Source organism: Paenibacillus sp. FSL L8-0494, assembly GCF_038003695.1.
Lineage (GTDB): Bacteria > Bacillota > Bacilli > Paenibacillales > Paenibacillaceae > Paenibacillus_AQ > Paenibacillus_AQ odorifer.
The window spans coordinates 2200509-2221156 of the sequence record NZ_JBBOPQ010000001.1 but is presented as its reverse complement, the minus strand read 5'-3'; the positions used below and the strand labels follow the sequence as shown (position 1 = coordinate 2221156).

Below are 20648 nucleotides of genomic sequence, written 5' to 3'. Positions count from 1 at the left end.
CAGGCAAAAACGCCTTCGGCGTTCCTTAAGGATAATTTATAGTCTGGACATATAAATCCTTATAATTTGATTAAAACCCATGGAAAAGCCATTCAGAGAATAATCTGCCCTCCTCATGACTTATCCACCGGTTGTAACCCCATTTATTTAAACACTGGCTCCTTGAATTGAGTCAATTTAGCTGCAGAATCTTTTTCCACATCCGCATGCAGACTGTTGCCGTGAGCATCCATCGTCACAATCGCTGCAAAACCCTCCACATCGAGATGCCACATCGCCTCAGGAATACCAAATTCCATAAAATCAACAGCGTTGACCTTCTTGATGCACTCTGCATAATACTGGGCGGCTCCACCAATCGCATTGAGGTATACCCCGCCGTGCTCCTGTAAGGCTTTTAACGTTTTTGGACCCATACCACCTTTTCCGATGACTGCACGGATTCCAAATTTTTTGATGATATCGCCTTGATAAGGCTCTTCACGAATGCTCGTAGTTGGGCCCGCAGCTTTTACATGCCAGCCTTCCTCATCTTTCATCATCACAGGACCGCAATGATAAATCACAGCCCCTTCCAGATCTACCGGAGACTCATGATCCATTAAATATTTGTGCAGAGCATCACGGCCTGTATGCATTTCACCGGATAAAATAACCACGTCTCCAACACGCAGACTACGGATATCCTCTTCACTTACCGGCGTTGTAAGACGTACTTCCCGCGACTCAGACGCTGGGCTGTTAGCTCCCTCAGCAATTACCGCTTCAGATTCATGTGCTCCTTCATCATCTACAGATATCCCTGTGCCGCTCTCATATAACCAATCCTCTATATTGCCAGTTGATGGATCAACCAGCACCCCTTGACGGCGGAAGGCCCAACAGTTATAAGCAACGGATACGAAAAAGCTAGCTGGCAGACGATTCATAACGCCAATCTTACAGCCCAGCAGCGATACCTCACCACCAAAACCCATCGTGCCAATTCCAAGCTTGTTAGCATTCTCCATAATATAGTCTTCCAGCTTGCTAAGGTCTTCTATCGGATTAACATCCTCCACTTTGCGGAACAACTGCTTCTTAGCCAGCTCGTAGCCAGTCGTACGGTCACCGCCGATACCCACGCCAATAAAACCGGCACTACAGCCTTGTCCCTGCGCCTGATATACCGCGTGTAAAATACATTTACGGATTCCGTCCAGATCCCGACCCGCTTTGCCGAGTCCTTCTAATTCTGCCGGGAGACTGTATTGAATATTTTTATTCTCGCAGCCTCCACCCTTCAGAATAAGTCTAACGTCTATTTTATCCTCTTCCCATTGTTCGAAATGAATGACTGGTGTGCCTGCACCCAAGTTATCTCCGCTATTCTCACCTGTTAATGAATCTACAGAATTGGGACGAAGTTTACCATTCTTGGTCGCTCGTACAATGGCATTATGAATATCTTTTTTCATCTCAATCTGATTGATTCCCACAGGGGTGTGAATGATAAATGTAGGCATTCCCGTATCCTGACAGATCGGAGACACTTGCTGCTCAGCCATTCCGATATTTTGTGCAATCGTGGTTAAAGCAAGACCGGACCGGGTAGCCCTGTCTTCCAGCGCGCGACCTTTTGCAACTGCCCGGCGTACATCTCCCGGCAAATTCGTGGAAGTTTCTACGATAAGGTTATAAATACTGTCTTCAAAATGCTGCATCTTCATTCAAGCTCCTCTCGGCAGTTCCAGGTTATCTAAAGTTTGATACAATTAGTATAATAATATCATACCTAGCACCGCATGAAAGGGGTTACTTTAAAATTGAGCTACCATTTTTCTGCCTATCTATATCGTCTTCAGTATATTCAGCGCTGGAGCTTGATGCGCAGCACCGCACCGGAGAACGTCGCTGAGCATTCTTTTCATGTTGCATTGCTCACACATATGCTCTGTTCCATTGGTAATGTACATTTCGGGCGTTCATTAAACGCGGAACGAGCAGCAACCATAGCTCTTTTCCATGATGCCAGCGAAGTATTCACAGGCGACATTGCCACGCCGGTAAAATACAACAATCCTCGCTTGCTCACCAGCTTCCGCGAAATGGAAAAAGTTGCGGCTGATCGCTTAACTGGAATGATTCCATCAGAGCTAAAAAGCATCTACACTCAGCTCATACGACCGGAAGACAGCCCTCCCGATTCGGAGGACATTCTGCTGCACAGCTATGTGAAAGCCGCTGATCGGCTGGATGCTTATTTGAAATGCGTATGGGAGGTTGCTGCAGGCAACCGAGAATTTGCCGCCGCGAAGGAGCAGACAGCAGCAAAACTTCGTGGGCTTGGCCTGCAGGAAGTGGATTATTTTCTGACTCATATGGCACCGAGCTTCGAAATGTCTCTCGATGAGCTCTCTGCCGGAAACTAAACACCATCTACACAATAGAAAAAAGGACCTCCGCATGAATCTCGCAGGGGTCCCTTTAGTGATTAATAATAAAAATACAAGCGTTACGTTACTGATTCAGTCAGGATATCCCAGTCTTTAAAAATCGGCTGCAAACCCTTCGTATATAGCATTTCCGTAATCTCCTGCACACTGCGGCTATCGGATATTTCGAATTGCGGAGTTCCCCCTGCATTAGTGTGACCGCCCACCTCAGTAGTGACCCCGGCTGACATCTTAGTTATTCCTAGATGAATTAAATGATCGCGTAGAGAGGCAGGCTCTCTTGTAGATAAAGTAATGCCCGAACGGGGTAAAAATAACCGGTATGCCAAAATAATCTGCACTAGTGATCGATCGGTAACATCGCACTCTGGGTTAAATTCCCCTAAATAAGGCCGAAACCGTGGGGGTGACAGGCTGATCTCGCAATCTGGATACCGATCCTGCAAATAGCGGGCATGCATGGCACTTTGGAATGCCTCTTGCCGCCAATCGTACATCCCGAGCAACGTACCAATATTCACAGAACGAAAACCTGCCTGACAGCCGCGTTCAGGTGCATCCAGGCGATTCCGGTAGTTTCTTTTAGGCCCTTTAACATGCAGCTTTTTGTAAGTCTCCTGGTGGTACACCTCTTGGTATAGTGTTAGTCCATCCACCCCTGCTTGAAGAAGCTCTTTATATTCTGCAGTTGATAGAGGATTTATCTCAATACTGACGGAGGAAAAAAATTCTCTAAGTACAACTACACAATCCTTAATATATGAGACAGGATTCTCCCGGCGCGATTCACCAGTCAAAATGAGGATATGCCGCAGACCTGTAGCTGCAATCTTCTCAGCCTCCCTGCGAACCTCCTCCAAGGACAGCTTTTTACGCGGAAAATCATAAATGGAGCTGAAGCTGCAGTAGGTACAATGATTCACACAAAAATCGGCAAGATACATCGGTGTGAACATCTGCATCGAATAACCAAAATGTGCACGGGTCAGTCGCTGAGCAGCTTGCGCCATCTCCTCTAGCAGCGGCGTTGCTGCCGGAGAGAGCAATGCCAGCAAATCATTTTCGTTCAGCTTGTCTTTTCCAAGCGCCCGCTTAACGTCATCCTCCCGGAACTCCTTCCACAGCTGCTCATAAGGATACTGCTCCAAGCGGGCCAGTGTGTCAAAAAAGCTCATGCTAATCCTCCCTCCTTTGGTGAACCTATCAAATTCAGTTCAGAAATCCAGTCAACGGTGACGAAGCAAAAGCAACTTCTTCTACAGGACCGAGTCCTGCCAAATAAGCTTTGCGGCCAGCGGATATCGCCTCGCGGAACGCTTCCGCCATGACGAGCGGATTACGTGCCGTTGCGATAGCCGTATTAAGCAGAACAGCAGCGGCCCCCATCTCCATTGCTTCCGCCGCTTCCGAGGGCTTGCCAATTCCGGCATCTACAATAATCGGCAAATTCACTTCTTCAATAAGAATACGCACAAGCTCCTTGGTGCGCAGGCCGCGATTCGTCCCGATCGGCGCACCAAGCGGCATCACAGCAGCAGCACCGGCATCTCTCAGACGTAAAGCAGCCGAAAGGTCCGGACTCATATATGGCAGTACTACAAAACCCTCCGCCGCTAGAATCTCTGTAGCTCGTATGGTCTCCAGATTATCTGGAAGCAGGTATTTCTGATCATTGATCACTTCGATCTTCACCCAGTTCCCCAGTCCCGCAGCTCTTGCTAATCTCGCAATACGGACTGCCTCTTCCGCTGTACGCGCTCCTGAGGTATTAGGCAGAAGAGTCATGTGGCCGGGAATGTGGTTCATGATATTTTCTGCTCCACCTTCCGGGTCCACTCGGCGAAGCGCTACAGTAATCACCTGAGAACCAGAGCTTGCGATCACTTCGGGGATCAGAGCATTCCGGCTATATTTTCCGGTTCCGATAAATAATCTACTAGTTAATTCGATGCCTCCAATATGTAACGGGTCATGCATGAAATTACCTCCCTTTGGTTCTTATAAATTTCTCAAAATTCTATACCGCTCCATCTCAACCCCCACCAACAAAGTGCACCAGTTCCAAACGATCATCCTCGCTCAGAGCAGTACTTTCATAATTCTCCTTACTGACAATTTCTCCATTCAGCTCAATGATCATCAGACGACCCGACCACTCAGGAAGACTGATCAAATCAGCTATAGTTTGAATACCACCAGAACACTCTGCGGATTTCCCGTTAATCAACAGTCTCATTCTGAATCACCCCCTTCGCCTATGCTTTTACCTCCCGGCTATGAATGAACCGCCTTATGAATAGCTTTGGCGGCCTCATAAGGATCATCCGCTCCGCAAATTCCGGACATCACAGCAATTCCTGCCGCGCCTTGCCTAATGATCTGCGCCGCATTAGCGGGACCAATTCCGCCAATCGCAATTACAGGAATAGAGCTAGTCTTCACCGTTTCTGCAAGCAGCTCTAACCCACGTGCGGGCAGCCCTAGCTTGCTCGCCGAGGGAAATACATGGCCAAACAAGCAATAATCAGCTCCCTGCTCTGAAGCATTCGCCGCTTCTTCCGGAGAATGAACCGATCTCCCCAGCCAAAGCTGAGGTGCAATTCGCCGGGCTGTAAGCGGGCTCAGACTGTGCCCAGCCAACTGAACACCCGCGGCACCAGCTGCCAATGCTACATCGATCCGGTCATTGATTATCAGTTTGGTAGCGGGTATACCGGCAGCCAACAGCTCCTGTGCCGCAGAGAGCAGTTCGCGTGCTGGACATTGCTTCTCTCTTAAGTGAATATAATCGACCCATGTCTGCACCGTGACAGCCAGTTCAACAAATTGTCTCAACAGCTGCTTGCCGTCTGATATTAGATGGATCTCAGCTTGTACCACTCGCGATCTCCTCTCTCTCACTTCCCTGTAGGCCAGTAAAAAACAAAAAAACTGCCCCCGTAAGGAAGGCAGTCAGAATCTGTATATAGACGGTACTACAAATAGCCCGACAACAGAAATTCGTTCTCCACTTCCCTACGCTGGTCTTAACCAGATCAGGTTCAAAGGGTCCGGAAATCCATTCCGTCTCAGCCAATCGGCACCCCTAGTGACATAAATATACAATTTTGAAATACTAACGTGGTTTATAGTAACATATTTTTTTATTGAAATACACCCATTTATTCACATTAGCTGTACTAATCTAACCGTTTACTATCTCGCCACCATTTACATGAATAACCTGTCCAGTCACATAACTGGAATCGTCAGAGGCTAGATATACATAGGCTGGCGCCAGCTCCTCTGGTTGTCCAGGCCGTTTCATAGGCTGCGTGCCTCCAAACTCGCTAACCTGCTTCGCATCAAAGGTAGAGGGAATTAGCGGTGTCCAGATTGGACCTGGTGCTACACCGTTTACCCGTATGCCCTTCTCCGCCAGATTCGTGGACAAAGATCGTGTGAAACTCAGGATAGCTCCTTTAGTTGATGAATAGTCCAGCAGCTGCGGGCTTCCGCGATAAGCGGTAATTGAAGTTGTATTTATAATTGTAGATCCTGCTTTTAAATGAGGCATAGCTGCTTTTGTTAAATAGAACATCGCAAATATATTCGTACGGAAAGTACGCTCTAGCTGCTCGGAAGTAATATCCTCGATCTTAGCTTGCGGATGTTGCTCCGCCGCGTTATTGATGAGAATATCAAGCTTTCCTAAGCCCTCTACCGTCTGTTTAATAAGATCCTTACAGAATTTCTCGTCACCGATATCACCTGGAATTAGGATACATTTGCGGCCTTCCTGCTCGACCTGACGTTTAGTTTCCTCTGCATCTGAGTGTTCATTAAGATATGAAATGACCACATCAGCACCTTCTTTAGCAAAAAGCACAGCAACTGCACGCCCAATTCCGCTGTCTCCACCGGTAATCAACGCCGCCTTGTCTTGCAGTTTACCTGCTGCTTTATAATTTGCCGGCTCGTATTTGGGCAGCGGCGTCATTTCACTCTCAATCCCTGGCTGATGATGCTGCTCCTGTGGGGGTAAGGTTTTTGTAGCTTGTTTATTATTGCCTGACATCTTCCCTATCTCCTCTCGTTAAGCAAATTGATAGTTAACTGATCATCTTAGGATGGCACAACAATGCATGTTTATACGCTGGGTTTGTCATTTTCTTAAATCGCTTTACGAATCTTACTTACCACAATGCAAGTAGAAATAAACAACCGTGGATGTAAACTGCTGTAAGTGGAGAGGACTTCACTGCATACAAAAAGGCACAGCACCGCTGCTGTGCCTTGAATTGTTCACCCTAACTATTTCAAAGAAGAAACATGATTTTCTGCATTCACTTCATGTTCCAGTACCCACATAAAATAAAGAGCTTTAGCTGCTTTCTCCCGGGTCACTATGGCTTTAGGTTCTAGTTCTGTCCCATTGACCATTTGGCCTCTAGCAATCCCCACTTCAGATCTAATAAGCCCTAATTCATAAGCACTTTTCACTTTTGAAATTAAAAAAGGAGAAATGTCCGCCGTATCAACCAGCTGCTGCCAGGATACAAGTGGATAGTACATCGCTCCTCTAGCTCCTGGATCCAGATTGAAATCATAACCAGGATCTCCTAGCACTACTGCTGTGCCGTTATAATCAGTCATGTACTTAGGTTTATTAGCAAACTTTACTTGGTAAACATCATAGAGAATAGCACCCATCGTTTCACGTGACAGCTTACCTTTCGGATAATAGGCAAGATCTGATCTTTCCACTTTCATTAACTTAGAAATACTGCGTGTGAATTCAGCAACTGTCATCTCCGTATCTGGCTTAAAATTCCCTTGACGGTCTTTGCCCATTACTCCCAGCTGGATTAATTTTTCAATTTGATTGCGGTAATAAGCAGCTTCCCCGGTCGTCGTATCATTAGTTATTTCCGGAAAAACCTTATCCCAGTTGCCTGTTAGTGCCGCATGCTTAACGTTCCCTTTAAGATAAGCAGTAATGGAGGCAGCAGTAGAATCGCCAGTAGCACCTTTCTCTACAAGCTCCGTAACAATCATCCGCGAAAATTGTTTGGCGAGCGCTTCTTTAAAATGAGTCCCATCGATTTTCTTTGAAGGATGCCCGTTAGCGTAACTTCCGTCATTTGTTTTGCCTGGAGTTTCTCCGGCTTCAATTGACATGAAGAGGGCTGTTATCGCTTCTACTCCGATCTCGTTATAATATTTCAGACTTTCCGAGTTAAGGTCAATAAGTGTAACTCCAGATTCATCTGCAACCCGTTTAAGAATATCTACAAACTTTCTTGATTTAAAAGAATTCTCATAGATATATCCCGGACTTGCATTCCCTTTAATTCTGGACATTGGCGTTACCAGTACTGGTATCATGCCCCGGGCTTGGATCGCAGGGAGATAAACTTCTTTAAGGTAGTTTTCATACATTGCCTCAGTCGAACCTCTGCCGTAACGTCTGAACTCATCTGCACTCTCATCATTGTGTCCGAATTGAATAAACACATAATCCCCAATGCTGCCACTCAGTAAAATGTCGTTAAGTCGACCTTCTGTATAGGCATTTTTAAACGAGCGTCCTCCCATGGAATAGTTAGTTACACGCACTTTATGTTGATTAAACATACTGCCAATAATCTGGCCCCAACCACTCATTGGCGCTTCGTCGAAGGTGTAGGACTTGACCGTGGAATCTCCAAGTATAAATAAATTCGGAAGAGCTCCAGCCGCTCTATGCTGTGGCAAAATCGGTTCCAGTAGGATCTCCTCAATCCCCACAGCTGTGTTCACTTTGTTCGGTTCGATCTCAATATCTATATGGTCACGGCCGTTTACATACGTATAAGTCCACTCTCTCCCTTTAGCTACAGCCGTATGCTTGACAGGTACAAGCTTTGCCGCGTCCCAATGTCCACTTTTCAACAAGCGGCTGGTCTGCATTCCTGATACTGATACGATCCCATCCTCTTCGTCAGAAGTCGTTTTTACATATACGTTGTAGGTTCCAGGGGGCGCATCTATTCGAAACGCCATACCGTAGTTGTTATAATTATCTTTCTCAGATTTAGGTTCAGCCAAAAAATTAGGTTCTGTGATGAAAAAACCTGTTCCATCGGATGTAATTGAATCGGTATGCACTTCTCTAGCGGGTAAAGCGTTGGTCTCTTGGACAAAACCATAACCTAATGATGAGTCATACAATTGCGCACCGCGATTAGGATCATACCTAACGGATTGATACCCTGTTTTAACTTGGTTTGTAAAATTGAACTTGTATGCGTTTGCAATTTGAATTGGAGGTTGCCCCTCTACCCCATCTTTAATAAGGGCTGCCTCTGTTATACCGTGAGTAAGAGTCAATGAAGCCATAAGTAAAGAAGATAAGATTAGTATATCCCTACACAGCTTTCTCACTTCATTACACTTCCTTCCGTTTCTCGAAGTACTTACCTAGGTTTCTCCATTATCCCTTTTCTCTAAAGTGATTCAAATGATGATTTCATTCTTTTTTTTGACCTTTTGTAACGTAAAACTTGGAATTGATCAACGGCTCACACTGCAAAACGGTCATATGTATAGGTATCCTTGATATAATTAAGAACATCCCTATTGATCCTAAGGAGGAGAACTCCTATCGCTTACAAAGTCAGCTTTCCGAACATTATAAGTACACTGCAGCTGATCGGTGTTCATTATCGTGTAGCAGAATCTGGGTGGGCATACCCTGATCATCATCACAAAATCTTCGAACTATTGTATTGCTACGATGGCAACTCCCATCAATATGTAGAAGGAAGCTCCATCGCCTTTGGTAAAGGGGATTGGTTAATCATTCCGCCTGGCTTACGTCATTATGTAGTTAATTCAGGCCTGAGCAACTATATTTACCTCTCCTTTCATTTCGATATTGACGATTTAAAGTTTCGTGAATGGTTTCAATCTCAGGCTGTACAGAAATGGAATAACCAACAAATGCAGCGTTCGGGATTAAATCACCAGTTGGAACATTTGGATGAATTTATTAAGAACAATATTCTCGCCACGACGGCATCCACTGGATTTCCCGAGGAAATTGAAGAAATGATCCTTGTAAAAGAAAGGCTTCGTTTGCAAGCGATCATTCTGATGATTTTGACTGAACTCATTGATGTACAGCTCTCGAATTCAGAGAATTCCAACACAGCGAGACAAGCAAACTCTTTGTACGAGGTGGAAACTGCTCATCAGATCGAAAAATATATTGCAGCCAATATTCATTTACCGGAGCTCACGGTTAATTTGATTGCTGAGCAGCTTTGCTTAAGTCGGGTGCAGTGCCATAAGTTGTTTACAAAGGTGTATAAGATATCTCCTAGGCAGTACATAACTAACCTAAGATTAAAGAAGTCAAAACATTTACTGCTTCATACCGATTTAAAAATACAGATGATTTCTGAACAACTCGGGTTTGCTTCCCAGAGCCACTTCAGCCGACAATTCAAGCGATGGACGGGTGTTTCTCCCTTAAACTACCGGCCGAAATCTTATACTAATCCTATCAGGGATTAACGTTTATGAAGATAAATCACCGGAACATACGAAAAACCCGCTCTCCATTACGGAGGCGGGTATAATTCGCTGTAAGTTAAACTATGTCGTTAAACACCATGAAGAATACCATCAATAGCAATGACACCGTAAGCAGTGCACTAAGTGTGCGCAATTTGCCAGTCTCTGCGCTAACGTCGCGGTTCTCACGAATTCCAGCTGCTGCAAGACGCAAAGGCTTGCTCATAATACCGCCAAGCGCAAACATCGCTAGCAGTAACACAACAACAATAATCATCCACGCTACTGAATAATCACCTTTGGTCATCATATAACCGCCTGTAAGGAGTTGGATCACCAATCCATACTGCGCAAAACGATTAAATCCGGTTACGGCACTTAAAGTTCCTTCTTTCGCCCCAGACGACAGTTTCTCTGCACGTCCTAGAATGAAGGGTAGCACAAGGTAGAAGCCAAGTGCCAAGGTTCCGATCATATGTAAGAAAAACAAAACGTTCCAATCCATAACATATCTCCTCCGATTTAACTGTGATAATAGTTACATTTAATTATACCCATTATTGCTTAAGAAGAAAAGGAAACCCCCATTTTAAGTAAACAAAATGGGGGTTTCTTCATACCTCTGTCACAATCTATACAGTTATTACAGCTGTTACGCTACGCACGGACTCAGCAGACTTATCCAAAGCCGCTTTTTCCTCAGCTGTAAGCTCCAGTTCAAAAATCTTCTCGATACCATTGGCACCAAGTAACGCCGGAACACCCATGAACAGGTTATCATAGCCATATTCTCCTTCGAGCAAGGCGATAACCGGAATGATCCGTTTTTTGTCCTTCAAGATAGCTTCCGCCATCTGAACTAAAGAAGCCGCTGGTGCATAATAAGCACTACCATTTCCTAAGAGGTTAACAATCTCTCCGCCACCCACACGTGTACGTTGCACAATCTCATCAATACGCTCCGCAGATATCAATGTATCAATTGGAATGCCACCGACACTGGAATACCTTACAAGGGGTACCATATCGTCGCCATGTCCGCCTAATACGAAACCACGTACATCTTCAACGGATACCTTCAGCTCTTGTGCAATAAACGTGTTATAGCGGGCTGTATCCAGCACTCCGGATTGTCCAATTACGCGACTCTTCGGAAAACCCAGCGCATTAAATGCTGCATAGGTCATAGCGTCAACTGGATTGCTCAGAATGATTACAATGGAATCTGGTGCTACACGTTTTATGTTCTCGCATACCGACTTCACAATACCTGCATTGGTGTTCACGAGATCATCGCGACTCATTCCAGGTTTACGGGCAATCCCTGCAGTGATGATTACAATATCTGAATCCGCAGCATCTTCATAGCTTGAGGTTCCTGTAATTTGACTGTCAAATTTCTGTACAGGACCTGCTTCCAGCATATCTAGTGCCTTCCCCTTGGTAGTGTTCTCCATTTGTGGGATATCAAGCAGCACAACGTCACCAAGCTCCTTTTGAGCAAGCATAAGAGCTGTAGTAGCACCAGTAAAACCGGCACCTACAACTGTAATTTTATAACGTTTGATTGCCAAGGATTCTCCTCCTAGAACGGTGTCGGTATAGCTTGTATTAGCTAAACTTCAATATATTCAGTTGGTTGAGCCAGTCTCTTAGAGGTGATTAATAATCTCGTCGGCAAATGCAGAGCATTTCAGTTCAGTTGCGCCTTCCATCAGGCGGGCAAAGTCATAAGTCACGGTCTTGTTATTAATAGCTGTTTCCATACCTTTATAAATCAGATCTGCTGCTTCCTGCCAGCCCAGATGCTCCAGCAACATTACACCGGACAGAATCACGGAACCAGGGTTCACAACATCTTTGTCCGCATATTTAGGTGCGGTGCCATGAGTGGCTTCAAAAATCGCATGTCCAGAAATATAGTTAATGTTCGCTCCAGGAGCGATACCGATACCGCCGATTTGCGCAGCAAGCGCGTCAGACAGGTAGTCCCCGTTCAGGTTCAAGGTAGCAATAACATCAAAATCAGTCGGACGAGTCAGAACTTGTTGCAATGCGATATCCGCAATGGCATCCTTGATGATGATTTTGCCTGCAGCTTCAGCATCCTTCTGAGCAGCATTGGCAGCAGCTTCACCTTCACGTTCTTTAATCACATCATATTGATTCCAAGTGAAGACCTTACCTCCGAACTCTTGCTCAGCAACTTCATAACCCCAGTTTTTGAAGGCACCTTCAGTGAACTTCATGATGTTTCCTTTGTGCACAAGCGTTACGCTCTTGCGTCCGTGTTTGATCGCATATTCAATCGCAGCGCGCACCAAACGTTTCGAACCTTCGGAGGATACTGGTTTGATACCAATACCAGAAGTTTCAGGGAAACGGATTTTGTTAACTCCCATCTCTTTTTGCAGGAATTCGATGACTTTCTTCACTTCAGCAGAACCTTCTTGATATTCAATCCCTGCATAAATATCCTCCGTATTCTCACGGAAAATAACCATATCCACCAGCTCAGGACGTTTAACAGGAGAAGGAACCCCTTCGAAATAACGAACTGGACGCAGACATACGTACAAATCCAACTCTTGACGCAAAGCTACGTTCAATGAACGAATACCGCCTCCGATTGGAGTCGTAAGCGGACCTTTAATAGCTACAAAATATTCACGGATTGCCTCCAATGTATCATTTGGCAGCCATTCGCCATATGTATTGAAGGCTTTTTCGCCAGCAAAAACTTCGTACCAAGCGATTTGCTTTGTGCCGCCATAAGCTTTAGTTACTGCTGCATCAAGTACGCGTTTGGAAGCCTTCCAAATATCACGGCCTGTGCCGTCACCCTCGATAAAAGGAATGATTGGATGATTAGGAACCTGCAGTTTACCATCTTTAATTGTGATTTGTTCGCCTTCTGTTGGCAGATCGAATTTTTCTAGTTTCAACATTTGAGTGTATTCCTCCTAAAGTTTTGTGGGATTTAATTTCTCATGGACAAGCCTCGAACAAAACTCTCTACGTATGAATATGCATTATTGCATATATTCTAGGGTTCATTCTACTAAACTTTAGGAGCAGCCTGCAAGGCTGCCCTTCTATCTTTCGTCTACTGGAACGTATTTCTGTTCAATCATACCTGTGTATTCTGCACGTGGCCGGATAATACGGTTATCTGTATATTGCTCCAGAATATGCGCAGTCCAGCCTGAAGTCCGGCTAATTGCAAAGATAGGAGTGAACAGCTCACGTTCAATACCCAGCTGTGTATAAACTGATGCCGAATAGAAATCAACATTTGGTTTAAGTCCCTTTTGTCCGGTAATCAATTCCTCGATATTTACGGACATATCATACAGCGTAGTATCATTCTTCATTGTGCCAAGTTCAAGTGACATTTTCATCAGATGTTTAGCACGTGGATCACCATTCTTGTATACTCTATGGCCGAAGCCCATGATCTTCTCACGGTTATCCAGCTTCTTATGAATATAAGGTTCAACCGCTTCCAAACTTCCGATCTCTTCAAGCATCTTCATAACGGCTTCATTCGCCCCACCGTGAAGTGGACCCTTGAGTGCACCGATAGCAGAGGTTACGCCTGAATAAATATCGGACAAGGTTGCAACCGTAACCCGGCCTGCAAAAGTTGAAGCATTCAGCTCATGGTCCGCATGAAGCACAAGTGCGGTATCAAGCGCTTTAACAGATACACTGTCAGGCTCTTTTCCCCATAGCATATACAGGAAGTTCTCGGCAATCGAGACGCCTTCTTTAGGAGCCACAGGTTCCAGACCTTTGCGAATACGCGATAGGGCTGCCACAACCGTCGGGAGCTGTGCCTGTAGTTTTACTGCTTTAATCTCGTTAGCTTCTCTACTCATATCGTCAGCCGCTTCATCATAGAGAGCAAGGCTTGATACAGCAGTCCGCAATGCTGCCATGGTGTTGGTGTCTTTTGGATAGAGCTTCATTTGCTCGATAACTGGCTCAGGAATCCGTGCGAAAGCACTGAAATCCCGTTTGAGCGCTTCCAGCTCTGGTGTTGTTGGTAGACTGCCAAACCACAATAAATAAGCGGTTTCTTCGAAGGTAGCATTTTCTGCGAGATCATCAATATCATAACCACGGTAAGTGAGTACCCCATCCACAATAGAGCTAATGGATGAAGTTGTTGCAACGATACCTTCCAAGCCTTTGGTAGCTGTCATAGCATATCTCTCCTTTGCCAACAAGGTATAAAAAGCATTCTCGGTTTCATGAAAACATTTCCAATTTAAAGCATTGAAAAATCTAATAAGTGCAGTTCAAGGACATATCCGGCGAGGATGTTGTCTGACTTTCGTAATCGAATCTTTATTCATCATACTGGATTTTGTCGGTTATGTGAACAATGTGGAAGCTTTGCAGCGCATCAAATGATTTTATCACAGAGATAGAAAAAAACTTCTAAACCCTTGATTCACAGTTGGGATTTTAGTTTATAGCATCCGGTTCAGCCCAATATTTATCCCGTTTCCTAGTCTTTAAATACGTTCTATGAATATATATGAAGACGAGCTTTTATTCCCCTGCATCAGCAGGAATGAAGGAGGTGTAGATCTTCGTATGGACCGATTAGCATTAAAAAGACTGCTGCGCGGCCTGTGGGTCGTTCTGGCTACCTCTATCCTCCTGCTGGCAATCTATTTATTGCTTCCGCTGTTATACCCCCTCCTGCTCGCTTGGTTGCTCGCTTATATCATGCATCCACTAGTGTTGATTCTTAAAGGTCTTAAGCTCCCAGCGTGGCTCGCAGTGTCGCTCTCGCTGCTATTTTACATAGGCGGAACCGCACTAGTACTGACCGCGATGATTACAAGGCTAGTGAAAGAATTGATCGTATTGCTGCAGACCTTTAATCTTCATACGGACCAATGGAGAGAGCTTCTGCTGTCTTTGAGCCAGAATGCAAGCATACAGAATATCATTAACCAGATAAATCAGTTCTACCGCGACAATCCTGACTATCACGCCACCATTGACAGCAATATCAGCAGAACAACGGAAACAGTTGGTTACGCAGTTACGCAAGTGGTGACCGGATTTTTTAATGTGATCTTAAAGCTGATCTCTGCTCTACCCAGTATGGGTACAATTCTTATCGTGGTCGTTCTCGCTGCCTTTTTTATTAGTACTAGCTGGGAAAGACATAATGCCAAACTCACAAGCTGGCTGCCAGCACCGTTCTTAAAGCCTGTATCGGATATCTGGCGGGATCTGCGAAAAGCTCTCTTCGGCTATCTCCGGGCTCAGCTAATCCTCATCTCGATTACAGCGGTCATTGTCGTGACCGGGTTGCTGCTCTTGGGTGTAAAATCTGCTTTCGCTATTGGCTTAATGATTGGTTTTGTGGATCTGCTGCCTTATTTAGGGGTTGGAATCGTAATGATTCCCTGGGCTTTATACTCTTACATGACAGACAATCTGGCACTGGGGATCGGACTTACTATCCTATATGCCGTTATCCTTATAACCCGCCAAGTGCTTGAGCCGAAAGTGCTCGCCAGCAGCATTGGGCTTGATCCCCTTGCTATGCTGGTCGGTATGTTTGCAGGTTTGCAGCTGTTCGGCATGCTTGGGCTGATCATCGGTCCCGTTATTCTAGTTATCCTTGTAGCCTTTAACCGAGCAGGTGTATTTCACGCGTTACACAGCTATATTGTCAGCGGAAGACTAAGATAATAAACAATACCCTACAATTCCTAGAATAGCAAAACAGAGCGGATCCCTATCAATGACCGGGATCCGCTCTGTTTTTGTTTTGATTATAACTAGCGGCGGTAAAAAGTGAAGGTGCCGTTTTTCATCTTTTTCTCAATCCACTTCAGCAAAAATATACGATACAAAGGCCGAGTCAACGGAAACACCAAGGAGAAACCTACAATATCCGTTACGAAACCAGGTAAGATCAGCAGTAAGCCCCCGAAAAAAATGCATAGGCCATCCAGCATCGTCCGGCCAGGAACGCGTCCCTCCTGCATATGTGTTCTGCTGTCTTGCAGCACCTTATTCCCTTCGAAACGCATCATCAATAAACCAATAACCGAGGTGGTCAACATAAGCAGCAGCGTTTTGAATGCTCCAAGCTGATCTGCTACAAAGATAAAGCCGAATAATTCCACGGCAGGAATGATAAATAATGCAGCCCACAACCATTTGCTTCTAATCATACAGAACCCCTTTCTTCCCGCAGCGCTCCTTTAATCGCGTGAAACAGCTCCGGAAGGGCTCTATCCAGCCTGGCAGGCTTCCATTCTCGATTCACCCAAACATGATTTGTCGAGCCGGTAACCAGCAGTTCCCCGGGGAGGTCCATCGACCGCAATTGTCCCAAAGTAGCCGCTGAACCCTCTAAATTCCTACCTTCTGCTTCCGAGAGCCTCCGCACCTGATACTCAAATGCGACTCTTAACGCCGAAAAGGTAGTCATTCGCGCATACACGGAGATAAGATCATCATATCGCGCCGGACTTTTAAATTGCAAATCGGCTGAGGTAACAGGAAGCAGCACTCCCTGATTCTCAAGCTCACGATAAGTAAAGCCAAGCTGACGTAACAACTCCGTACGGCCAGACTCAAACCAGTTCAAATAATTCGCATGATACACAACGCCCATCTGATCACTTTCCTGGTATCGAACACGCAGGGTCGATTCATACCACCGGCTTCGCAAGCCGTCTTGCTGTAATTCCATTTATAAATACTCCTTTCGGCATAGGCAGCAGGGAGAGCTTTATGCCCTGGCCCCGTCTGAAGATAGCTTTGTCGTTGATAGTTTGCTTCGGGAGCTTCTGGCGACATAAAATAGCAGCATCGCTCCTGCGATTGAACTCAACATACAAGACAGGTTCATCACTTCTACACCGCCTTGATTGAGCAAGAATCCATTTAATAAATTGCCAACAACACCGGCAAAACCCGAGAACACCATATTAAAAACACTTTGCCCAGTCGCCTGCATCTCGTTAGAGGTGATCTGAGATACATATTCAACGGCAGCAATATAAAAGAACCCGAATGACAGACCATGCAGTACCTGCACTCCAATCATTACGGATGGATAAGGGAATGCCACCTGAATGCCCCACCGCAAGACATAAATAAGTGCACCAAGGAGCAGCGTCCGCTCGCGACCCAGCTTTTTGATTACCTTGGAAGCAAACAGCATGGAGGGCACGTTCGTTACAGATGCGAGAAAAAGCGCAATTCCTGCATAACGAGTTGAACCTCCAACCGACTGAAACGCGATAACGAAGTAGGTTCCAAAAGCAGTCATCGTCTGGTTCACAAGAAAACTGCCACCCAAAAACGCTAGGAACACCCGATTCCCCAGCAGCTTTTTAACCCCCTGAGAAAACGATTGCCGCATCATATGATTCTCTTCTGCCTGCTTTGGCAGCGTCAATGCAATAAGAACCGCAATTAGATTAAACATAAGAAAGGGCAGCCATATCGTGGATACAGAGAAGGACGATACATACAATCCGCCTAAATAGGCTCCCACTGCCGCTCCAATGCTCATCATAAGCCTTATACTACCATAAGTAGCCCCAGCCCTCTTCGCCGCTGAAATCGCGTAAGAATCGGCTATAGGCGCCTGTGTTGAGGAAAAGATTGTTGAGAGGGTATACACCAGCAGTAACACTATAAAATATTCCGAACGGTAAAAGACCGCTAATAAAGCCGGTATCGCCACACTTAGGATTAGTACCAAACGTGTCTGATTATACCGATCCGAGACAATTCCCCATATTGGCTGAATCGTGATCGCAATTAGCGTGCCTGTTGCCATTAGTATACCTATTTGCCCGCTATCAAGTCCATTGTGTACAAGCAGCAGCGTTAGATATGAGCCAAATGAACCACCGGCCAATCCTAAAAACAGATAAAAGCCACGCAGCTTCGATAATTTTTCCATTTTAAGCTACAAATCCTCTCCAGCTTCTTAATCAAGCATTGCACTCTCTTATATTTTAGCAGAACACCCGTACTTCCTATGTAATCACCGCATTTAATATAGCAGTACTATAAAGGCGGTGGACAAGTTGAATGATAAACAAAATTCTATTCGGGTCAATCATCCATGTCTAAAAGACAAATCTAATGCGAACAAATTTCAAAGCTCCGGCTTCGGCTGGTCTTCAACAAACTGGAGCGGGTATACAATCACTGGAAAAAAGGGGACCTTTAACCGCATTGCCGGCGAATGGATCGTTCCCTCCGTAAAACCAACCTCTAAACCTTCCTATTCCTCTGCTTGGATTGGAATCGACGGTTTCAAGAACAGCAGCCTGATCCAAACGGGAACAGGCCATGAATTCGTAAATGGCCGTGCCCGGTATTACGCTTGGTGGGAAATCCTACCTGATGTTGAAACGGTAATTCCCCTTCCAGTGAGCCCTGGAGACCATATAAAAGCTAACATCACGAAGGTAGGCCGCAACAAATGGACGATTACGCTCCGCAATTTGAGCCGAAATTGGATTTTTCGAACATTGCAGCGATACAACGGACCACAAACCTCTGGTGAATGGATTATGGAGGCTCCCGAGGTAGACGGCTCGATCGCAAAGCTGGCGCGCGTCTCCCCTACTTGCTTCTATTGCTGTCGAATTAATGGCAAAAGTCCGAGGCTTACCCTAAATATGGGAGGAATCATGGTGCAAAATAACGCTACTATCGCCGTTCCTTCTTGTCCAAACCATCGTGGGGATTCTTTTACTGTCAAACGAACATACCCCAAATAAAAATTCTCGAACCTGTCATTCAAGATTTGTTACTAACAGCATAAATGGATTTAACATAATCTTCAATCGAATATGTTGATAAACACGAAAAAAGGGCTGCCTCGCTTGTAGATTTACACTACAGTTGAGACAACCCTTTAATTAAGCTCTATGGAACCTGTTAAACAGGTGAAGCCAGTCGAAAACTACTCGATTGTGCTTACTTTTACCAAGTTAGTGGAACCAGAACGTCCAAGTGGAATTCCTGCAGTAATCACAACTAGGTCACCAGTTTGAACCAGACCGGAATCCTTACCACCTTTGATTGCTGTTTCCAGCAGCTCATCTGTGGAAGATGCAACTTGTCCGAACACTGGCGTTACGCCCCAAACGAGGGACAATTGACGCATAGTTCTTTCTTGTGTTGTAACGGCAATGATTGGTGCTTTAGGACGGTATTTGGAAACAACGCGTGCAGTATGACCTGTTACAGTCGAAGAAATGATAGCCTTAGCGTTCAGATCCAAAGCAGAAATTGCAACGGATTGGCTGATTGCTTCTGTAACTGTAGTTTCTTGTGCAGTTTGTTGTTTCATGAAGATTTCATGGTGGTTCAGAGCGGATTCCGCTTTCTCAGCAATGCGGGACATTGTAAGTACGGATTCTACTGGATATTTACCAGCAGCAGTTTCTCCGGAAAGCATGATTGCATCTGTTCCATCTAAAATAGCGTTTGCTACGTCACTTGCTTCAGCGCGAGTAGGACGTGGGTTGCGTTGCATGGAATCCAACATTTGTGTAGCTGTGATAACTGGTTTACCAGCAACGTTACATTTTTGAATCATCAATTTTTGAGCCAAAGGTACATCTTCAGCTGGGATTTCAACACCAAGGTCACCACGAGCAACCATCAGGCCGTCAGAAGCTTCTAAAATTTCATCAAGGTTGTCAACACCTTGTTGGTTTTCGATTTTGGAAATGATTTGGATGTGAGAAGCGTTGTTTTTCTCAAGCAGCTCACGAATTTCCTGAACGTCGCTAGCTTTGCGAACGAAGGAAGCGGCGATAAAATCGATGTCCTGTTCGATACCAAAAAGAATATCGTTGGTGTCTTTTTCCGTAATACCCGGCAAGGAGATGTTTACTCCTGGTACGTTAACGCCCTTCTTGCTCTTAATCGTACCACCGTTTACAATACGGGTCTTGATTTCTGTACCTTGAATGTCGACAACTGTCAAACCAATCAGACCGTCATCAATAAGGATTGTGGATCCTACTTGAACATCGTTAGGAAGTTCGCTGTACGTGATGGAAATACGATCTTGATTACCAAGGATCTCTTCCGTAGTCAGTGTCAGGTACTCGTCCTGAACAAGTTCAATCGGTTCTACTTCCAGCTTGCCTGTGCGAATCTCCGGTCCTTTAGTATCGAGCAGGATAGCAACTGTTTTGTTCAGTTCCTTAGATGCTTGACGGATCGTATTGATCCGAGCACCGTGCTCTTCGAAATCGCCGTGGGAGAAATTCAGACGGGCCACATTCATACCAGCCAAAATCAATTTTTTGATATTCTCCAACGATTCACTCGCAGGTCCGATCGTACATACAATTTTACTTTTCCGCATTAGGTTTTCCTCCGTTTTTTCGTTCTCTCTGTCTCACTTTTTCCAACTACAAAATCTACTACAAGGCTAACTAATAAAATAGGAACTTTGTCACATGTGCCTTTAAGTACGCCCTTATGAATATTACTGCAAACCAGACACAAAATCAATGTTGTAGGCACTTTTGGGTGTAACTTTAAGTCGAATTTTCTGTAAACATAAAAAAAATTAAAATAATCCCGTTAGTGGATCGAGATTATTTTAATTCCAATAAATTGTATATTTTACACTATATCCAAAAGACC

The 20648-nt window shown here is 45.0% G+C and carries 19 protein-coding genes and 1 riboswitch; of the genes, 4 read left to right on the top strand and 15 right to left on the bottom strand.

Features of this window, described 5'->3' with window-relative positions; translation table 11 throughout:
- Window positions 1–143: 143 nt before the first annotated feature.
- A complete protein-coding gene (locus NYE35_RS09875) occupies window positions 144–1703 on the bottom strand; it encodes a fumarate hydratase (RefSeq protein ID WP_076146271.1) in 1560 nt (519 codons plus the stop codon).
- Window positions 1704–1805: 102 nt separating this feature from the next.
- On the opposite strand from NYE35_RS09875, the gene yfbR reads away from it, so the two are divergent.
- Window positions 1806–2411, top strand: coding sequence for a 5'-deoxynucleotidase (gene yfbR, locus NYE35_RS09870; RefSeq protein ID WP_094901415.1), 606 nt, complete (start codon window positions 1806–1808; stop codon window positions 2409–2411).
- 83 nt (window positions 2412–2494) lie between these two features.
- Here yfbR and thiH read toward each other — a convergent pair whose 3' ends face one another.
- The 6 genes from thiH to NYE35_RS09840 all read right to left on the bottom strand — a co-directional run bounded on the left by thiH (window position 2495) and on the right by NYE35_RS09840 (window position 8840).
- Complete coding sequence (gene thiH / locus NYE35_RS09865) at window positions 2495–3610, bottom strand: 2-iminoacetate synthase ThiH (protein WP_094901412.1); 1116 nt, start codon at window positions 3608–3610, stop codon at window positions 2495–2497.
- Window positions 3611–3644: 34 nt separating this feature from the next.
- Window positions 3645–4412 carry a thiazole synthase gene (locus NYE35_RS09860; protein ID WP_036678942.1) on the bottom strand — a complete coding sequence of 256 codons (768 nt, stop codon included), beginning with the start codon at window positions 4410–4412 and terminating at the stop codon, window positions 3645–3647.
- 55 nt (window positions 4413–4467) lie between these two features.
- The gene (thiS, locus tag NYE35_RS09855; RefSeq protein WP_076100105.1) at window positions 4468–4671 is read right to left on the bottom strand and encodes a sulfur carrier protein ThiS; all 204 of its coding nucleotides are present in this window, start codon (window positions 4669–4671) and stop codon (window positions 4468–4470) included.
- Between the two features lie 38 nt (window positions 4672–4709).
- Complete coding sequence (locus NYE35_RS09850) at window positions 4710–5315, bottom strand: thiamine phosphate synthase (protein ID WP_076100104.1); 606 nt, start codon at window positions 5313–5315, stop codon at window positions 4710–4712.
- Between the two features lie 115 nt (window positions 5316–5430).
- Window positions 5431–5532: riboswitch (TPP riboswitch) on the bottom strand.
- 87 nt (window positions 5533–5619) lie between these two features.
- The gene (locus tag NYE35_RS09845; protein WP_341120838.1) at window positions 5620–6492 is read right to left on the bottom strand and encodes an SDR family oxidoreductase; all 873 of its coding nucleotides are present in this window, start codon (window positions 6490–6492) and stop codon (window positions 5620–5622) included.
- Between the two features lie 236 nt (window positions 6493–6728).
- On the bottom strand, window positions 6729–8840 hold the full coding sequence (locus NYE35_RS09840) for a GDSL-type esterase/lipase family protein (RefSeq protein WP_341120836.1): 2112 nt from the start codon (window positions 8838–8840) through the stop codon (window positions 6729–6731).
- A 195-nt stretch (window positions 8841–9035) separates the two neighbouring features.
- Here NYE35_RS09840 and NYE35_RS09835 point away from each other — a divergent pair, with 195 nt between their 5' ends.
- Window positions 9036–9974, top strand: coding sequence for an AraC family transcriptional regulator (locus tag NYE35_RS09835; protein WP_341120834.1), 939 nt, complete (start codon window positions 9036–9038; stop codon window positions 9972–9974).
- A gap of 76 nt (window positions 9975–10050) precedes the next feature.
- Here the strand turns inward: NYE35_RS09835 and NYE35_RS09830 are convergent, their stop codons facing one another.
- From NYE35_RS09830 to citZ, 4 genes are all read right to left on the bottom strand, one after another.
- Window positions 10051–10479: a hypothetical protein gene (locus NYE35_RS09830; RefSeq protein ID WP_036678923.1), complete on the bottom strand. Its 429-nt coding sequence runs from the start codon at window positions 10477–10479 to the stop codon at window positions 10051–10053.
- 127 nt (window positions 10480–10606) lie between these two features.
- Window positions 10607–11548 (bottom strand): malate dehydrogenase, encoded by a 942-nt coding sequence (mdh, locus tag NYE35_RS09825; protein WP_038569673.1) that lies wholly within the window; start codon window positions 11546–11548, stop codon window positions 10607–10609.
- A gap of 78 nt (window positions 11549–11626) precedes the next feature.
- On the bottom strand, window positions 11627–12922 hold the full coding sequence (icd, locus tag NYE35_RS09820) for an NADP-dependent isocitrate dehydrogenase (protein ID WP_038569672.1): 1296 nt from the start codon (window positions 12920–12922) through the stop codon (window positions 11627–11629).
- Window positions 12923–13069: 147 nt separating this feature from the next.
- Window positions 13070–14182 carry a citrate synthase gene (gene citZ / locus NYE35_RS09815; RefSeq protein WP_038569670.1) on the bottom strand — a complete coding sequence of 371 codons (1113 nt, stop codon included), beginning with the start codon at window positions 14180–14182 and terminating at the stop codon, window positions 13070–13072.
- Between the two features lie 397 nt (window positions 14183–14579).
- On the opposite strand from citZ, the gene ytvI reads away from it, so the two are divergent.
- The gene (gene ytvI, locus NYE35_RS09810) at window positions 14580–15695 is read left to right on the top strand and encodes a sporulation integral membrane protein YtvI (RefSeq protein ID WP_038569669.1); all 1116 of its coding nucleotides are present in this window, start codon (window positions 14580–14582) and stop codon (window positions 15693–15695) included.
- Between the two features lie 89 nt (window positions 15696–15784).
- Here ytvI and NYE35_RS09805 read toward each other — a convergent pair whose 3' ends face one another.
- From NYE35_RS09805 to NYE35_RS09795, 3 genes are read right to left on the bottom strand one after another with little or no spacing between them, the layout of a single operon-like run.
- Window positions 15785–16183: an FxsA family protein gene (locus tag NYE35_RS09805; protein ID WP_036678910.1), complete on the bottom strand. Its 399-nt coding sequence runs from the start codon at window positions 16181–16183 to the stop codon at window positions 15785–15787.
- Complete coding sequence (locus tag NYE35_RS09800) at window positions 16180–16707, bottom strand: acyl-CoA thioesterase (RefSeq protein ID WP_038569667.1); 528 nt, start codon at window positions 16705–16707, stop codon at window positions 16180–16182. Before NYE35_RS09800 ends, NYE35_RS09805 begins: the two co-directional genes overlap by 4 nt.
- 39 nt (window positions 16708–16746) lie before the next feature.
- The gene (locus NYE35_RS09795) at window positions 16747–17931 is read right to left on the bottom strand and encodes an MFS transporter (protein WP_036678905.1); all 1185 of its coding nucleotides are present in this window, start codon (window positions 17929–17931) and stop codon (window positions 16747–16749) included.
- Window positions 17932–18058: 127 nt separating this feature from the next.
- Between NYE35_RS09795 and NYE35_RS09790 the strand changes: the two genes are divergently transcribed.
- Window positions 18059–18760, top strand: coding sequence for a G1 family glutamic endopeptidase (locus tag NYE35_RS09790; RefSeq protein ID WP_244886450.1), 702 nt, complete (start codon window positions 18059–18061; stop codon window positions 18758–18760).
- A 185-nt stretch (window positions 18761–18945) separates the two neighbouring features.
- Here the strand turns inward: NYE35_RS09790 and pyk are convergent, their stop codons facing one another.
- Complete coding sequence (gene pyk / locus NYE35_RS09785; RefSeq protein ID WP_038569666.1) at window positions 18946–20364, bottom strand: pyruvate kinase; 1419 nt, start codon at window positions 20362–20364, stop codon at window positions 18946–18948.
- Window positions 20365–20648 lie beyond the last annotated feature (284 nt).

Excerpts from the sequence above, each read along its gene's own strand:
- NYE35_RS09875 (WP_076146271.1), bottom strand. The coding sequence starts at position 1,703 with ATGCAGCATTTTGAAGACAGTATTTATAACCTTATCGTAGAAACTTCC.
- thiH (WP_094901412.1), bottom strand. The coding sequence starts at position 3,610 with ATGAGCTTTTTTGACACACTGGCCCGCTTGGAGCAGTATCCTTATGAG.
- NYE35_RS09860 (WP_036678942.1), bottom strand. The coding sequence starts at position 4,412 with ATGCATGACCCGTTACATATTGGAGGCATCGAATTAACTAGTAGATTA.
- thiS (WP_076100105.1), bottom strand. The coding sequence starts at position 4,671 with ATGAGACTGTTGATTAACGGGAAATCCGCAGAGTGTTCTGGTGGTATT.
- NYE35_RS09845 (WP_341120838.1), bottom strand. The coding sequence starts at position 6,492 with ATGTCAGGCAATAATAAACAAGCTACAAAAACCTTACCCCCACAGGAG.
- NYE35_RS09830 (WP_036678923.1), bottom strand. The coding sequence starts at position 10,479 with ATGGATTGGAACGTTTTGTTTTTCTTACATATGATCGGAACCTTGGCA.
- icd (WP_038569672.1), bottom strand. The coding sequence starts at position 12,922 with ATGTTGAAACTAGAAAAATTCGATCTGCCAACAGAAGGCGAACAAATC.
- citZ (WP_038569670.1), bottom strand. The coding sequence starts at position 14,182 with ATGACAGCTACCAAAGGCTTGGAAGGTATCGTTGCAACAACTTCATCC.
- ytvI (WP_038569669.1), top strand. The coding sequence starts at position 14,580 with ATGGACCGATTAGCATTAAAAAGACTGCTGCGCGGCCTGTGGGTCGTT.
- NYE35_RS09805 (WP_036678910.1), bottom strand. The coding sequence starts at position 16,183 with ATGATTAGAAGCAAATGGTTGTGGGCTGCATTATTTATCATTCCTGCC.
- NYE35_RS09800 (WP_038569667.1), bottom strand. The coding sequence starts at position 16,707 with ATGGAATTACAGCAAGACGGCTTGCGAAGCCGGTGGTATGAATCGACC.
- NYE35_RS09795 (WP_036678905.1), bottom strand. The coding sequence starts at position 17,931 with ATGGAAAAATTATCGAAGCTGCGTGGCTTTTATCTGTTTTTAGGATTG.
- pyk (WP_038569666.1), bottom strand. The coding sequence starts at position 20,364 with ATGCGGAAAAGTAAAATTGTATGTACGATCGGACCTGCGAGTGAATCG.